The sequence below is a fragment of the Empedobacter sp. UBA7620 genome, from assembly GCF_002484185.1.
In the GTDB taxonomy this organism is placed as follows: domain Bacteria; phylum Bacteroidota; class Bacteroidia; order Flavobacteriales; family Weeksellaceae; genus Empedobacter; species Empedobacter falsenii_C.
In genome coordinates this window covers 19016-37080 of record NZ_DLJI01000025.1, presented here as the reverse complement: position 1 = coordinate 37080, position 18065 = coordinate 19016, and the positions used below count along the sequence as shown (strand labels likewise).

Below are 18065 nucleotides of genomic sequence, written 5' to 3'. Positions count from 1 at the left end.
GTTTTTTTGTTATTAAAACGAATATTAAAATCGTAATTTATAAATTTTATAATCATCAATTTATGGTGAAAAATTCTTATATAATTCTTTTCATTAATCAAATCTTGCTCCCCACGGATTTTGCAAATCGAAACCTAAACTAAATAACATTCCGTTCTTGCGACCATCAACTTGATAATCTGACAAACCTATATCGTAAGAAATCCCAGCTTTTAAAGAACCAACTTTAAACTTTAGGATTGGAGAAATAAATAAGGGATTGCTATTTTTAGAATCCATTCCTTGCTTGTACCCTACTCCAATATCCACACCTTGATTATTCTCTCCAAAACCAATATGCGACATCAAATTGATATCCAAATGACGCTCCGAATTTGAGTTCAAATTATACACCAAAGAAGGTTCTAACGCAATTCCTTCGGAAACGTTCCATTTATATCCAACATTGAAATAATACCACGTTGGCAACGGTTCTACATTGTTAATATAATACACATTTTGGCTTAACGGAATATCCAAAACCGACACTCCAGCGGAGAAACCAGCATATTTGAAAGACAAACCTAAATTCGCAAAATATGTAGAATATTTATCTTCTTGTAAAGCAGGATCATTTGGATCTTCTGCAATAATTTTTGAGTAATCAAAACGTTGCGAAACATTAGAAACGCCAACACCGAAAGAGAAAACATTGATTTCGTCTCCATCATAACTTCTATCATCAATAGGAATGTGATATGCTGCATTAATTCCGAAACCAGTCATTTTAACTGCCCCATTTCTATCGTTGAAAAATTGCATTCCCAACGCCAAACGATCTACAATAATTCCGTGAGCACTTACCGTTTGTGTACTTGGACTTTCAGGTAAATCGTCCCACTGATTGCGATGCGTTCCTGTTATAGAAATCACATTCGGGTCTTGTCCTGCGTACGAAGGATTAATTAACATTTTATCGCTCACCAAATAATGATTGTAAAACGGTAACCCTTGTTGTGCTTCTATTTTCGAAAGTGAAAATAGTGTTAATATGAATAGTGTTATTTTTTTCATAAATATTTTTCAATCAATTAATTGATTTTTCGTTTAACTAATATACTACCAGAATATAAAACTTGCAAATCATCTGATTGCTTCGAGAATTCTAACAAATACCAATATGTCCCATCTGCAACAGGTTTACCATTTAGCGTTCCGTCCCATTTTATAATATCTGTTCCTTCTTGTGTCAATATCTGTTTTCCGTAACGGTCAAAAATAATCAATTTGTACGAATTTGATGTATCGGTAACTTTACCATCTTTTGTCATTGGTTGCCAAATATCATTAAAACCATCATTATTTGGTGTTACAACATTTGGTATAGCAAGGTAAATAACATTTTTACGCTCCGAAACTCCACAATTATTCAATCTTACTCTTACTGTAAAATTATTATTTTTGATATTATCTGGAATAATTAATTCATTCTTTGTTTGCCAATCTACGATTACATTTCCTACAGAATCAAACAACGCATATTCTAACTTTCCATTTCCTTTTGCAGAAACAATAACGCTCTTTTCATTGATAGTAATTTTATTGATAATTGGCGTTTCTGAGTTTGTCAATTTTAAAGTGAACACTTTCGGACAACCCGAATCTTTATTACTAATTGTGATCGTATAATCTCCAACTCCTAATTCATATTGATAAGTTGAAACTTTGATAGCATCTTCTCCAACAACCGAAAAATCATATTGAGTAACGTCCAATCCTTTCTCTTTTGCTAATTGTTCAAAATCTAACTCATATTTTGTAGCAGAACAGATTTCAGCAGAAGCTGGAATAGCAAAGTCTGGTAAAGCATTTTTTTGATAATAGAATTTTATTTTTTCTGTTCCACAATAATTTGGATCTTCAAAAACAATCTCAACAAACCCATTATTAGAATTGAACATCGTATAAATTTCGTCAACCGTAGATTTCGCAACTAAAATTGGATATTTTGATTTGATGTAATCTAAAATATCTTCTATTTGTTTTTTTGCATTTACATCATCTTCTTCACAATAAATAATAGGATGATCTTTTATATACGTTTCTAAAATAGCTATATCAATAATTAAATCTTGTTTTTTATTGATAATAATTTCTTTTTCTATAAAACACGAATTGTCTAATTTATTTTTGAAAAGAACTTTTACACTGGCTTTTCCACTTGCATCGAAAGTTAATGGTGTTGAATTATTATGCAAAATTTCATAATGATAATCAACAATAGAATTTGACCCAAATAAATTGATCAAAACTTGTGCATCGATTGTAATTTTATCATCACAATCAGCTTTTAATTCATGCAAGGCGTTGTTTACATTAGGTTTTGTAATGACTTGTAATTTCAATATCATTTCCTCTGACCAACAACCTTCTCCATTTATTTTCACTTGAAAAGTGATTGTCTTTGATTGATTATCTGTAAGAAATTCATCTGAAATTCCATTAAATGTAATATCTGTTCTGCCAAATTTCGATTTTAAATAAGCTTCGATTTCAGAAATTGTAAAAGTATGTCCTAAGCCAACTTCTGAACAAGAAGAATTTAAAGTCGGAATATTACTTACAGTTTGAAATGTCGATTCATCTAATTTAAATGTTAACTCAACATCTGTATCACAAATTGTATTTCCATTATCAACAGCCAATGCTTTTACAATGATTTTTCCTATTTTATTTGTTTTGATGTAATTAAATAATTCTGATTCTAAAATTTCTGTTCCATCTTGTTTATAAAATCTCAGATTATATATTTTCCCTAGATTGATTATAAGAATGGCTTTATCCAAATCTGTTTGATTAAAATCTGCTAAACAAATTCTATTAATTGAAGCATCTACAATCTTTGCAGGAGAAGTTTTAGTAACTACAAAATCAACCTCATCACTTTCGCAACCTCCTCCTGTTCTTGATTTTATTTTAATTTTATACGTTAAAGTTGTCGTAATTACAGTTGATTGTCCATCAGAAATAGGTAAACCGCCTAAGGTTACAATTACGTCAAAAGCATTTTTATCTTTTCCTAACTTAGAATAAATTCGATCAAAATTTATTTTATAAGAAGAATCACAAGTTGCATCAGAAATATCATCAGTCAAAATTGGTTTTCCCTGAACTAAAGGAATTGAAACTTCATTAGAATCGATTGGACAACCGCCTCCGTAATGAACTTTTATTTTCATCGAAGTGTTTAGACCAACTGCTAAATTTACATTTTGACCTGGTGTATAATTTGTTCCATCGATAACTATTGAAGAGATTGAATAATCTGTATTTACTACAATAAAAAGCTTCTTCAATAAATCTGCTTCACTTGGAATAGTGTAGCTTATTGTACACGCATATTCAGTTTCAATATTAGTTTTAAAATTAAATTGATGTTCCGGAATAAAAGTAATCGGAATTGTATAAATAAACTTTAGATTTCCAGAAGAATCTCTTACTTGCGCATATAGTGTAGTATCTGAACTTATACTAGTCCCTATCGGGATCTCTGTACTAAATGTATTATCTGTAAATAATTTTATATCATTAAAACCAGAATCACTTTGTATAGCATTATAAATTTGACTTGCTGAATAAGATAGACCAAAACATAAATTATTAAAGTTTGTAATCGTTCTCTCTTCAGCTACATTTACTTTTATATCAAAAGGTTCTGTATCACTTCCTCCATAAACAGCTATTACAACAATCTCACCTCTTTTCAAAAGTTCTGATCCTTCAAATGCTTTAGCATAACCATTAGCTCCCGAAAACGTTTCACACAAATCAGGGTCACCTTCTTTCATTCCTTTTAATAACGACGCTCCTTGAACTGACCTATCTGCATTTATTGTTCCTCCATTATAAAAAATTGTTTCAGGTAATTTACCTTTTTGTATTTTCCAAACTAAAAATCTAAAATCTGGTTTTTTCGCTGTTAAATCAAATGCAAAAACCATATCAAAATTAGCTTCAAAAGAATAGAATTTATAAATTTTCCCAGAATTAAACCCACACTGTGAAGTAGTTGATGTAAATTCAGTTAAATGAGTTTCTAGTTTTTCTCCTGTAAAAGTAAAACCTCCAGTCAATGGATGAATTGTCGGATATTGCCCCCAAACAACCCAACTAATCATCAACAATAAAAAGTAAAATATCTTTTTCATACGTCTTTCGTCAACTATTTTTAGAATAACGCAATTTACTTTAGAATATTCTATCAACCATAATGTTTCTAATTTTCGTGAGATAAACTATCTTTGCAACCTGAAAATTTGATTAAGATGTCTTTAGAACAAGAAATAAATAAAAGAAAAACCTTTGGAATTATCGCCCATCCCGATGCTGGTAAAACAACTTTAACAGAGAAGTTATTACTTTTTGGAGGTGCAATTCAAGAAGCTGGAGCAGTAAAAAGTAACAAAATTAAGAAAGGAGCGACATCCGATTTCATGGAAATTGAACGTCAACGTGGTATCTCTGTTGCAACTTCTGTTTTGGCTTTCGAGTACAAAGGAAAAAAGATTAATATCTTAGATACGCCTGGTCACAAGGATTTCGCCGAAGACACTTTCCGTACCCTAACTGCCGTAGATTCTGCAATTGTGGTAATCGACGTTGCAAAAGGGGTTGAGGAACAAACAATCAAATTGGTAGAAGTTTGTCGTATGCGCAAAATTCCGATGTTGGTTTTCATTAACAAAATGGACCGCGAAGGAAAAGATGCGTTTGATTTAATGGACGAAGTAGAACAAAAACTAGACTTACAAGTAACACCTCTTTCTTGGCCAATTGGTATTGGAGCAACTTTCAAAGGAATTTATAATATTTGGGAGAAAAACATCAATATTTTTTCTGGAGATAATAAACAAAAAATTTCTGAAACAACGAAAGTTGAGGATTTATCAAGTCCAGATTTAGACACATTAATTGGAACAACTTACGCCGAAAATCTTCGTAATGAGATTGATTTAATTGATGGAGTTTATCCAGAATTTGACATGCAAGAATATATGGACGGAAATTTACAACCTGTATTTTTTGGTTCTGCTCTTAATAATTTTGGTGTTCGCGAATTGTTAGACGCTTTCGTTGATATTGCACCAACTCCACAATCTAAAGAAACAGATTTGAGAATTGTCGAACCTTATGAAAATAAATTTTCTGGCTTCGTGTTCAAAATTCATGCTAATATGGATCCAAAACACCGCGACCGTTTAGCGTTTATCAAAATTGTTTCTGGAAAATTTGAACGTAATACCAACTATTTCCACGTTCGCCAAGGTAAAAACATGAAATTCGCTGCGCCAAATGCTTTCTTTGCTGATAAAAAAGAAGTGGTTGACGAATCGTTTGCGGGTGATATCGTTGGTTTACACGATACAGGAAACTTTAGAATTGGTGATACGTTGACAGAAGGTGAAAAATTTTCTTTCAAAGGAATTCCTGCTTTCTCGCCAGAACATTTCCGTTACATCAACAATGCTGATCCAATGAAAGCAAAACAATTGGAAAAAGGAATTGATCAATTAATGGACGAAGGTGTTGCGCAGTTATTTACATTAGAAATGAATAATCGTAAAGTTATCGGAACCGTTGGTGCACTGCAATATGAGGTTATCCAATATCGTTTAGAGCACGAATATGGTGCAAAAGCAACGTACGAACCTTTCTCTGTTCACAAAGCGTGTTGGGTAGAAGTTGAAGATGAAAAATCAGAAGAATTCTTAGAATTCAAACGTGTTAAACAACGTTATTTAGCAAGAGATAAATTCAATCAATTGGTATTTTTAGCAGATTCTGCTTTTACAATTCAAATGACGCAAGATAAATTTCCTTCAGTGAAATTACATTTTGTAAGTGAGTTTTAAATTTTGGTCAGATAATTGAATTAACCAACTGAAATATTTTTTAGAAAAAATCTAAATGAAAAAGATCATATTAAGTTTAACATTGATTTCAGCGTTTGCAGTAAATTCAAAAGCACAAGATTTGAAATCAATTTTTGGAACATTAAAAAAAGAAGTCGAAAAAGTAAACACTCAAACGACAACACAAAATAATTCAACAGTAAAAGTTGATTCAATAAAAGTTGTAAATGGTTCAACAGAATCTAAAACAATTTCTGCAGAATCCTTAACAAAGTTAAATGGTTTATCTAACGCAACTGTTGCCTCTGGATTGAAAGAAGCTTTGTCATTAGGATTAACCGACGGAATAAAATCATTGGGTCAAAAGAATGGTTTTTATAATAATTCGGTTGCAAAAATCTTGATGCCAGAAGAATTACAAAATGTTGAAAAAACTTTGCGTTCTTTAGGAATGGGAAGTTTGGCGGATAAAGGAATCAAATTATTGAATTCTGCTGCTGAAGATGCTGTTTCTGAGGCTGCTCCTATTTTTGTAAATGCTGTGACATCAATGACAATTACTGATGCAAAAGATATTTTATTAGGTGGAAATAATTCGGCTACAAATTATTTAAAACTAAAAACAACATCTGATTTAACAAAGGCTTTTCAACCAAAAGTGGAAGCTTCTTTGGGAAAAGTTGGTGCGGATAAAGTTTGGAATAATTTGATTACAAAATACAATACGTTAACTGGTAACCAAATTGATCCAAATCTGAATGCTTATGTAACACAACAAACAATAAATGGTGTGTTTAACATGGTTGCAGAAAAAGAAGAAGGAATTCGTGGAAATAAAGCGTTGCGTACAACATCGTTGTTACAGCAGGTTTTCGGCGCACAAGATATTAAGAAGTAAGATACACTTATATTTAATCAAAAAGACTCGTTACAATTTGTAGCGAGTCTTTANNAACAACTTCTGAAATTCTTTTCCTATAAAAGGATTGATGATATGCTGAAAGCCTTTTTGCAAAGTAAAAACTGTAATTGTTGCATTAGTTTCTGGCAATAAATAACATCTGTTCCCCACCAACCACCATGATAATAGGCGTTAAAACCTAGATCAAAGTGATAAATACCTAAACAATATTTAGATTGATCCGAAGGCAAAACATACGTCGACATCAAACCTAAAATTTGTTTATTCTGAATAATTTTTCCTTCAAACAAATACTGAAAAAATAAAGCCGATTCTTTGGCTGTAGAAGCTATCCCACCACCTCCGTACAAATCCCAAGATGGATTCAAATCATACGAATCCCAGAATCCCAATTATATTTATCTGCATATTGATGCGCAAGCGGAAGTGTTTTCGAAGGATATTTCTCCAAATCGATAAACCACGTTTGTGTCAAACCTAATTCTTTATACTTTAACAAATCTCGAATTACTTTGTAAAATGGTTGACGCGTTTTTTGTTCAATAATTTCTGCTAAAAGCAAATAATTGATATCACCGTAACTAAACTTTTCTCCTACTTTTTGTGGAGCGCCAATTTCCATGGCTCGCTTTATCTGTTGTTCCTTTGTCCATTTATATTGCGGACGCTGATTGACTAATTCAAAATACGCATCATCGACATAATCCTGTATTCCAGAAGTGTGTGACAACAAATGTTTGACTGTAATCGTATTCAAATCATAACCATCTTTTTCGAGCAATTTAAGAGTCTTCTTAGACAACAAATTCTTGATTGGTTGATCGATTGTGACTTGACCTTTTTCTACTAATCTCAAAATTGCAACAGCCACATAAGGTTTGGTATTACTTGCGATTAAAACCGGTTGTTGATGATTTAAAACTTTATTCGTTTTAATATCCGAAACTCCTTTTGCATAACTCCACGAAATATTTTGTTTTGGCGCTTCAACATGAACAATAATTCCTACAGCGTCTTTATTTTTCTCATAAATCGAATCTATTTTAGATTGAAAAATGGTTTGCAATTGCGCAACTCCGATAAAAGGAATGAGTACAATATTGAATAGAAGTGTTTTCTTCATTTCATGTTATTTGATTTTAAAGATAAATAAAAACGTGATACGCTGAACGCTTTAAGCGATACGTTTTGCGAAATTCGCATAATTCATTATTATACGCTGAACACTTTAAGCTTTATGCAATATGATCCTTTATTCTTTGCGGTTAAACGATAAACCTCTCATAACTCAAAAAAAAAGAGCTAAGATTACTCTCAGCTCTTTTTAGATTTATTAATTTGAATTGATTATTTAATCTCAACACGAATTCCTTCGCTTTGCGCACTCAATTCTGGTGCATACATATTCTGCATCGATGTAATTCCGTTTGAGAAATTACCTGCATTATTCGCTTTCAAATCATATTCGAAAACGTAAGTTCCTTTTCTCATATAATCCGAAAAGAAATTGGTTGCTGCATCGCGCGTGCTTTCGTAATAACCAAATTCTCCTTTCCATTTGTAACCAGAAAGCACATTCACAGGCTCGAAACCACTTGCTCGCATATCTTTGATGTGTACAAATTGCATGTTACGATCAACCGAAATCTCTAAACGAACAGTTACAATATCACCAACTTTTATTGGCGTTGACGTTGTAATTTCTTTCAGAATTGGACCATTTGCAGAATTCGATTTAACAAATAATTTCTTGTTGAACTTGATTCCAGTTTCAGCAGATTTTATTTTATCCAAATCTTCAAAATATTGCCAATACATTGCACCCCAAGCAACACCTGGAGAAGTTTTTGAAACCTCAACTTTGCCCATATCTGGTTTAATTTCTTCCTTGTTCCAAGAAGTTTTTACATAACCCGAACCAGCTTGCGAATTTTTATCTAAATCAAATTTTTGATTTCCAATCTTCACTTCGATTCCTTTATCAGCATCTATCCAAGATTTCCCAAAATTCATTAAAGCATAAACCGCTTTTGTCGTTGCTTTTGTCGAATTCCATTGATTTGTTTGACGATTTTTCAATAACCAAACTTTCATTTCTTCTACTGACTTTTCGTCTTTTGTCACTTCATCAAACGCTTCAATTAACAACGATTGTGTTTCTACAGGCGCTTGATACCAAAACCAACCAGGTTGATTTTCTTTCCAATACATTCCCATTTCATCCGATTCTACTGCTTTTTCTTTGATTGAATTCACAACAATTTTAGCAGCAGATTGCATCTGGAAACGATTCATCACAATTGCAGCCATCACTTTTTGTTGCAACGATAAATCAAGTTTTGTATCATTCAAATTCTTTAACATCGCCGTTTTCATTTCTTCTAACTCTTTCGTCATTGGATAATCTTCTAAGAAGAAAGAACGCGCATATAAATAATGTAAACCGTCTGAATACGTAACATCTTTGAATGATTTTTGATCTTTTTTGAACTCTTTGAAACGTTTCAAATTCTCATCATCAATAAACTGAATTGCTTTTCTGATTAATGGATTCACATCTATTTCAAACGCTTTGAAATTCACATCCATTTTCTTCATATTTCCGAAACCAGAAACAATATGCGTTGTGATATATTCGTTTGGACGACCACCGTCAAACCAAGCAAAGCCACCATTTGATTGTTGTTTATCCGATAATTTTTGGAAAGCCGATTTCATTTCCGTTTGCATTTGATTCAATTGGAATAAAACCGCAATTTGTTTCATTTGCTCTTCTTCGCTTTCCGCATTTTTTACCCAAGGCGTTTCTTCTAAAATGATGTTTTTTAAGTCTTGGTTCAATTGTAATTTCGATTTCAATTCACCTTTTTTGTTCCAATCATCAAAAACAGCTTTAATTTTTGGATTCGAATTAATCACTTTCTCCGAAATCATATTTCCATATAAACGCGAGAACACTTGCTCAGCACATTCGTAAGGATATTCGCGCAAATAAGGCAACGAGAAAATCGCATACCAAATTGGATTCGTTGTCATCTCGAACGTTAATTTGAAATTATCCAAAGAAGTCGATTTATTGTTGATCATATTCTCAAATTGGAACGATTTCTTTTGACCTTCTTTTACATAAATCGGCAATGTTTCTGTCATCATCATACGATTTGTCAAAATTGGTAAAGCCGATTCCTCTCCATCAGAAAAATCTCCAGCCGAAGCCACCACACGATAAACAACCGCTTGTACGTTTTTCGGAACATCAATTGTCCACGTTACTTGATCCGAACTTCCTTTTGCAACAGAGAAATTCTGAACTGCATTTGTCAACTTAAATTGCGCATCAATTGGTTGATTAGTAAACGCATCAAACAACATCAATTTCGCTGAACCATTTAATACCTTATCTGATAAATTATTAATCTTAGACGAAACCGAAATTTGATCACCTTCGCGTAAAAAACGTGGCATATTTGGCACAACCATCAAGTCTTTTTGCGTACGAACATTTTGTTCTAAATAACCTGTTTTAAGGTCTGGTGTATGCGCAATTGCCATGAATTTCCATTCCGTTAAACTTTCTGGCGTTGTAAATTCTATAATTACATTTCCTTTTGCATCCGTTTTTAAGCTTGGATAAAAGAAAGCTGTTTCATTTAGATTTGTGCGCGCTTTTACGTTATCTAAAGCTGCGTTTGCTCCTTTTTTAGTTGTAATTACCACTACTCCATTTGCTCCTCTTGCTCCATATAATGCAGTCGCCTCTTCTCCTTTCAATACATTAATTGATTGAATATCATCTGAATTAAGTTCTGGCATTTTATCATACACAACTCCATCTACTACATAAAGTGCATTTTCATTTCCTTGTAATGATGAGGCTCCACGAATAAAATTATCAGAATTTGTAACTACACCAGCTACTTTACCTTTCAATGCTACATCAACTCCTTCTAAATCAGCCTCAGCAGCAGGCATTTTTAAATATTCTTCATATTCTTTCTTTGCTAATGCTGCAACAGATTTTCTCATCATACGATTCATACGATATTGGTCAAATCCAAAATCAAATAAATTAAGATCTAATCCTGCATATCCTCTTGCATAAAAATCATAATTTGTACGATAATAAATTGCTCGAGAAGGATTTGTTGAATAAAATTGATACAAATTAAATGGATTATTTCTTCTTGAATTCGTAAAATTATAGACATTAAAATCTAACGAATTCGACGCAAATTGATCCAACGAAGCATCGTACATACTTGCTAAAACCTCAGCCGAAACTTTATCTTTATTTGGCCCTTCAATTTTTAGTTGCCATTTTTCTTTTGCGCCTGGCGTCAATTTATCACGTAAAACTTCAGCCGTAACTTTTAGTTCTTTATTCGTAAATGGAATTGCCAAATTAAGACTTCCGGTTTGCACATCATTGAATTTCGTCATCGCATAATTCACATAAATTCCACCACGATATTCTTCTTTGATAGGAATTTCAACGATTGATTTTTTGCTCAAATCCAAGAAACCTTTCTCAATAATTGTTTGATTCGCCTCTACTTCATAATACACAAATATATTTTTAGAACCCGATTTGAATTCAATTTTTGCAACATCTTTTGGCTGATAAGTTGATTGATTTGGCGAAACTGCTAAAAGTGTTTTAATTACATTTGCTTTCTTTTCATTCGAAACATAAACCAATTTATCCACCTCAACTTTTTGCGTTCCATCTAACACAAAACCTTTAATGACATAATAACCTTCTTCTAAATTTGACGCTTGATTGAATTTTATTTCATCAGAAACTTTTGTATCAAAATCACTTTCGAAAACCTTTTGATTAGTTGTCCATGTTTTTGGATTCATTTCATCGCCATAAGGCTCATTCGGAAACAATTTTTTGAATTCTTCTTTCGAATAAAAGTTATAATCTGTTGTGAATTTTTGACGACGAACAACTTCTTTTGGTGCATTTAACGAATAAATTTCAAGATGACCTTTTCCATCTAATTTTTCATCATTCAAGTTTTTCACTTCAACTTTGAAAGCTTTCAAATCGTCCGCTTTTATTTTCTCTGAAACAGCCACATTCAACGACATTCTCGTATCACCAACTTTTACCGAAGAAGACTCAGACTGCGTTTCTCCATTGATATCTGTTGCATTTACTTCGATAAAATAATTGTACGTTCTTACCTCATCTTTCTTTTTCTCCGAAGCTGGTTTTGCGACAAACTCAAAATTAAATTTTCCTTCTGCATCAGTCGTTGTATCACCAAACGTAATTTCTTCTCGCTCTCCACGACCTGCTGGAATTGAACGATACCAAGGCCAAAACGTAAAAATTTCTTGACGATAAACACGATACGAAACTTTTGCATTATCTATATTAGCACCAGAAAAAGCAATCGCCTTTCCTTCTACTTTTACGTTATCATTTAAACTATAAACACCTTTATTTTTCTCTATTTCAACTTTGAATTTTGGACGTTTATATTCTTCCACTTTGAATGAATAATAACCATCTTCGTTAATAGCTCTAATCGAAAAATTCCCTGTTAAAGCAGAACTTGGCAACACAAAACTTCCATTTACAGATCCAAACTCGTTTGTTGTTAAATCAATTTTAGAAAGTTCTTTGTCATTGACATCAAACAAAGCAATCGTCAATTTAGAATTTGGAATGACGTTTCGGGTTTTATCTTTCGATGAATAATAAATTCCTTTGAAATAAACCGTTTGTCCAGGACGATAAATCGCACGATCTGTGAAAATCTTGACAGAAGAATCATCATCTTCATCATAACGATCGTAATCGTAGTAATACGTTGAATAAATAGTATGTTCGTCTTTTACACGATATTGAAAGTTTCTCCAAGTCGCAGGAAAAGTGATTATTCCATCTTTATTCGAAGTTAAAATTTTAAATTCCTTTTTATTATAATCTGACAAATTAGAAAACTCAACCGCAACATTACTTTCTGGTTTTCCAGTTTCACGATTCACAACCGAAACCTTTTCATTCAGCGAGTTTATCGCATATTTCGAAACCATTATATCCAAATAATCGATATCGTCTTTTGTGTTGATTTTGAATTCAGAATTATTCGAAAAAAGGACAATATAACGACCAGATTTTAGTGGATTTAATTTGACTATTGTTGAATGATTTTGATAATCTTCAAACGATTTGACATCAATTGTATATTGATCAACAACTTTTAAACTATTCAGAAATTTTTGCGCTTCTGAAATTCGATTTTCGTTGTAAACGTTTAACGCTTGTATTTTCTGTTTTCCATCAAAACCTTCATTATAAGCGAAAACTTTTACAAAAACTTGCGATAAGTTTTTATGCGTTAATTGAATTGGAGTATTCTGATTTTCGTTGATATATTTCTCGGCTTGCACACTTAATTCTTGCGATTTGATCTTCGAAACTAAATTATTTATATTCTCTAATTCCTCCGAATTTGGATAAAGCTTCGCAACTTTTTGTTGTATCTCAAAAATCTTATTTACGTTAGCCAATTTATCTTCTTGCAAACCATAATAATCTGTTGCTAAAGTTGCGTACACATAAGATGAATACCACGCTTTTGGATATTTTGTTGCTAAAGATTCTTTTTGTTTAATAATTTCTTGAATCGAAGTTGAACCATGTTTTGAATCAATTAAAACCAATTCATTGTACAAAACAGCATTTTCGTTATTTTTTTGTGTATTCAATTGAACTAAATCAGTAAGCAATTGATTTGCTTTATCTTTTTCATTATTCTGATTCAGATAATTGATATATTTTTTCGCTAAAACATCATACAAAGTTGGCGTTAAATCCAATTGTTGTTGCGCATTTTTCTTATCCTCAGCAAGATTCAAAATCATTTTATAATCTTGAGATTTTGCATTGATTAATTCATTTTTTGGTTGAATTGATTTAGAAAAATAATCGTTAATCGTTTTATTGAATGTTTCTTCTGTCCAAAATCTCACATCATTTGTTGCTTGATTTTCGACATTTGTACGACTATTGATTTTCCAACGATTTTCGTTGTAATACAATTGATATAACTCGGCTAAATATGAATAAACAATCGCATTATTGACAGTTGGTTTTTCATCTAAATCCTTTTTAAACAAATCAAAAACGAAGTTTACATCATCTGTTTCATCAGAAGTTGCGACTTTTATTTTTGCTTCATAAAATAAAGCTTTCAGATAACTTTGTTGATTATTTTGCTTTTTTGATAAAGCTTTTAGTTCATCAATTTTTGGTTGGATAGACTTGAATTGACCATTTTGCATTTGTTGGTCAATTTCTTTCCACTTTTGATCAATCGTTGGGGATTGAGCCATAAGCATCGAATTGGTTAAAATTAATAATAAAAACAGTAGCTGTTTCATAGATTCTTTCTTTTATCAGTAGATGCAAGTTACGGAAAAATGGTTGGTTGAGGAAGTAAAAAAATTATCAAATGGTTTATATATAGCACAAAAAAAATCTGAATGTTGCCATTCAGATTTTTTGATATATAAGTTGATTAGTTGTAGTTTTTATAAATCGTCTACGTCTAAATCTTCGTCGATTTGTAAATCATTTAATTCAGCATCTTCTGCAAAATCAATATCTTCTTCATCGTCTAAATCAACCATCATGTCTTTTTTAGGCGCTTTAAGAGGCATTGAACCGAAACGGTAAACCGTTAATGGATAATTAAGAACAGCTGGTTTATCTTCTACAGAAATTAATTCAGCCACAAATGTCCACATTTCCATAAAATCATATACAAAAGCCATACGATCTCCTTGATTAGCAAAAGCTTCTTTGATATAAAAATCAGCCATTGTTTCATCAGTTCCATCATCAGACATATCCTCTAAAGGAATTTCTTTTGTTTGGTTTCCATCTTCATCTACTTCATAGAACGATGCCAACTCCTCACCTTGTAAACTAAAAGCACTAATAATACCTTTGTACAATGTGAATAATGTTTGCTTCTCTTTAATTTCTATGTCTCTAAAAACATCCTCTTTTGCATCAAGGAATACACGAATTTTATATATCACTTTCTAAATATTTTTCGGTTCCAAATTTAAATCTTTTCCCATATTAATTACAAATTCTAATGCAGAATTATAATTATTTTCTACTTCGCCTTCTAAAATTGCTTCTTTGATGGCATTTTTTAAGATTCCAATCTCTTTTCCTGGCTGAATATCAAATATTTTCATTATTTGTTCACCTGTAATTGGTGGTTGAAAATTACGTACTTTATCACGTTCTTCAACATCTTTTATTTTTTGTTCTACAACTTCAAAATTTTGTTTGAAACGTTTTTGTTTACGTTCATTTTTTGTTGTAATATCAGCTTTGCAAAGCGTAATTAAATCGTCGAAATCTTCTCCAGCATCAAACAATAATCTACGTAATGCCGAATCTGTAGCATCGTCTGTTACAACAGCAATTGGTCGAGAACTCATCATGACTAACTTCTGAACATATTTTACTTGCGGTCCTAATGGTAATTTTAATCGTCTGAACAATTTTAATACCATTTTTGATCCAACAAATTCATGCGAATGAAATGTCCAACCTACATTTTTATCAAAACGTTTTGTTACAGCTTTTCCAATATCATGCAACAACGCTGCCCAACGTAACCAAACATTATCTGTGTTGACAGAAATATTATCAACGACTTCTAACGTATGATAAAAATTATCTTTATGTTTCTGACCTTCAACCTCTTCGATTCCTTTTAACGCAACCAATTCTGGTAAAATATGTTGCATTAATCCTGATTGTTCCAACAACAATAATCCGACCGAAGGTTTGTCAGTCATCATAATTTTCTGAAACTCATCCATTACGCGTTCAAAAGATACGATATTAATACGTTCTGCATTATCAATTATTGCCTGAAAAGATTTTTTTTCTATTTCAAAATCCAATTGAGCTGCAAAACGAATCGCACGCATCATGCGTAAAGGATCATCAGAATAGGTAACATTCGGCTCTAAAGGAGTTTTGATGATTTTATTATTCAAATCTTCAACTCCATTGAAAGGATCAATTAATTCACCAAAATTCTCTTTATTCATCGAAATTGCCAATGTATTGATTGTAAAATCACGACGTTTTTGGTCATCTTCCAACGTTCCGTCTTCTACATGTGGTTTTCGACTATCTTCTGAATAACTCTCTTTTCGTGCACCTACAAATTCCAAATCTGTGTCTTTATATTTGAACATTGCTGTTCCAAAACGTTTAAAAACTGAAACTTGTGATGTATGTCCTAATTTATTAGCTAATTCTTTAGCCAATAAAATTCCATTTCCTACTGTTACAAAATCGATGTCTTTTTTCTGACCACGATTCAATAAATAATCGCGTACAAATCCACCAACTACATAAGTTTCTTGATTAATTTCATCAGCAACTTCTGCTACATTATTAAAAATTGGATTTGATACGGCTTCTAAGATTTTCATTCTGCAAAAGTATATGTTTTGAAATAAAAAACTACTCTCTAATAACTTTTACTTCGTTATCTAGACCTAATTTAATTATCGTTGATGCAGTAAACTGAGGCACAAAGGTTTTTGTCTCGTCTGGATAAAAGTCAACACGCTCTAAAATAGTAGGATTAACTTCCGAAAACACTTTTGGAGAAGGTTCTCCTGATAAATTAGCCGATGTAGACACAATTGGTCCACCTAATTTCCCTATGATTTTCTTACAAAACAAATCGTCTGTTAATCGAATAGCAATTGTATTGTCTTCTGCAACTAACGATTGTGGTAAACCTTTTGGATTATCGTAAATAATTGTAAGAGGTTTTTCATTCAAATCAATCAAATCCCAAGCTAATTCTGGCACCTCAACAATATTTTGTAACATGCGTGGTGAGTCAACTAAAATAATCAACGATTTTGATGAAGGGCGATTTTTTATCTGATAAATTTTTTCGATTGCAGCCTCATTCTTCGCATCACAACCCAATCCAAGAATTGTATCTGTTGGATAAAGCATTGTTTCTCCTTGTTTTAGTTTGGCTACAATTTCGTTTATATCTGACATTTTATTTGTTTTATAAATTTGAGTGCAAAGGTATTGTAGGAAAGTTGAATGAAGTCGATTTTCTTCGAAATATTATTTATCGCAAAATAGATTTTAGATTTCATAGACCTTTAGATATTCATTTGCCGCTTTATCCCAACTAAAACTTCCAGCTCTTTTGATATAAGCTTCTATAAAATAATCTGAATTTTGATTGTATTGATTTAACGCATCTTCCACTACATTTTTCATATATTCTGGTTCAAAATCATTCCAATAAAACGCATCTTTTCCACCAATTTCTGGTAAAGACGTTTTATCAGATAAAATAATTGGTTTTCCAAAGCTCATCGCTTCTAAGGGAGGCAAACCAAAACCTTCTCCAGTTGATGGAAATAAGAACGCTTCGCAATTTTGCATATAAAATTGCTTTGCTCGTTCAGAAACTTTACCTGATAAAAAAACTTGGTTTTCTAATTTTTCTTTAGCAATTAAATCTTTTATTTTTTGACCATAGGCATTCGTACAATTCCCAGAAATAATCAAATTAAAATCTGGTAAAAATTTCATCATTTTTACAAGTGATTCAAAATTTTTCTTTTCAAGAAAAGCTCCAATCGTATAAAAATAAGGTTTTGAAATATCTAATGGAGATTGAAAATCATCACAATTTATAATTTCTGAAATTGAATTTCCATTATAAATTATTGTATTTTCTATTCCCGAAATATCAAAATATTGCATAGTTTGTTTCTTTGCATATTCAGAAATAAATGTGATAACATCTACTCGCTTAATCTTTTCTTTAAAATATTTAATGTGATTTGGACTATAATCAAGCGAATTTTCTTCCATAAAATTAACATCATGAATCGTCAAAACATATTTTTTTGGTTTATGACAAGGTTCAACTTTTATATTTTGATTTAAGGAGTGCCAAACATCATACTTTTCACGCGTTCTGAAAAACGGATTGCGCATTAAACTATAATATTTTTTATAATGAAATTTAGTACCAAATTCAGTCCTTAAATCTTCAGGTTTTTTGTAAAGTAAATAAATTTGATCATCAAAATTTAATTTAGAAAGAGCTTTAATCAATTCGTAATTAAAAACTCCGAAACCAGTTGCACGATTCTTTAGATTATGAGATTCTAAAAGAATTTTTTTTACCATAAGTTAGGTTCTAAAATTT

11 protein-coding genes are annotated in these 18065 nt (G+C 31.7%); 2 read left to right on the top strand and 9 right to left on the bottom strand.

Features of this window, described 5'->3' with window-relative positions; genetic code table 11:
- Positions 1–93: 93 nt before the first annotated feature.
- Both B2217_RS05195 and B2217_RS05190 read right to left on the bottom strand, forming a co-directional pair.
- The gene (locus tag B2217_RS05195) at positions 94–1053 is read right to left on the bottom strand and encodes a PorP/SprF family type IX secretion system membrane protein (protein ID WP_291122175.1); all 960 of its coding nucleotides are present in this window, start codon (positions 1051–1053) and stop codon (positions 94–96) included.
- 17 nt (positions 1054–1070) lie between these two features.
- The gene (locus tag B2217_RS05190; RefSeq protein WP_291122174.1) at positions 1071–4187 is read right to left on the bottom strand and encodes a T9SS type B sorting domain-containing protein; all 3117 of its coding nucleotides are present in this window, start codon (positions 4185–4187) and stop codon (positions 1071–1073) included.
- Positions 4188–4304: 117 nt separating this feature from the next.
- On the opposite strand from B2217_RS05190, the gene B2217_RS05185 reads away from it, so the two are divergent.
- Together B2217_RS05185 and B2217_RS05180 are read left to right on the top strand one after the other, a co-directional pair.
- A complete protein-coding gene (locus B2217_RS05185; RefSeq protein ID WP_038333563.1) occupies positions 4305–5891 on the top strand; it encodes a peptide chain release factor 3 in 1587 nt (528 codons plus the stop codon).
- 55 nt (positions 5892–5946) lie between these two features.
- Complete coding sequence (locus B2217_RS05180; protein ID WP_291122173.1) at positions 5947–6789, top strand: DUF4197 domain-containing protein; 843 nt, start codon at positions 5947–5949, stop codon at positions 6787–6789.
- A 77-nt stretch (positions 6790–6866) separates the two neighbouring features.
- On the opposite strand, the gene B2217_RS05175 is transcribed toward B2217_RS05180, so the two are convergent.
- The 7 genes from B2217_RS05175 to B2217_RS05145 all read right to left on the bottom strand — a co-directional run bounded on the left by B2217_RS05175 (position 6867) and on the right by B2217_RS05145 (position 18046).
- Complete coding sequence (locus B2217_RS05175; RefSeq protein WP_291074509.1) at positions 6867–7205, bottom strand: hypothetical protein; 339 nt, start codon at positions 7203–7205, stop codon at positions 6867–6869.
- A complete protein-coding gene (locus B2217_RS05170; protein ID WP_291122172.1) occupies positions 7178–7936 on the bottom strand; it encodes a serine hydrolase domain-containing protein in 759 nt (252 codons plus the stop codon). The genes B2217_RS05175 and B2217_RS05170 overlap by 28 nt, the downstream gene beginning before the upstream one ends.
- Before the next feature lie 224 nt (positions 7937–8160).
- Positions 8161–14214, bottom strand: a complete 6054-nt coding sequence (locus B2217_RS05165; protein WP_180906261.1) for an alpha-2-macroglobulin family protein — start codon at positions 14212–14214, stop codon at positions 8161–8163.
- Positions 14215–14364: 150 nt separating this feature from the next.
- The gene (locus tag B2217_RS05160; RefSeq protein ID WP_038333549.1) at positions 14365–14877 is read right to left on the bottom strand and encodes an IS1096 element passenger TnpR family protein; all 513 of its coding nucleotides are present in this window, start codon (positions 14875–14877) and stop codon (positions 14365–14367) included.
- 3 nt (positions 14878–14880) lie between these two features.
- Complete coding sequence (locus B2217_RS05155; protein WP_180906260.1) at positions 14881–16302, bottom strand: CCA tRNA nucleotidyltransferase; 1422 nt, start codon at positions 16300–16302, stop codon at positions 14881–14883.
- Positions 16303–16333: 31 nt separating this feature from the next.
- Complete coding sequence (locus B2217_RS05150) at positions 16334–16891, bottom strand: L-threonylcarbamoyladenylate synthase (protein ID WP_221627900.1); 558 nt, start codon at positions 16889–16891, stop codon at positions 16334–16336.
- 93 nt (positions 16892–16984) lie between these two features.
- Positions 16985–18046, bottom strand: a complete 1062-nt coding sequence (locus B2217_RS05145; RefSeq protein ID WP_125350144.1) for a glycosyltransferase family 4 protein — start codon at positions 18044–18046, stop codon at positions 16985–16987.
- Positions 18047–18065: the final 19 nt, after the last annotated feature.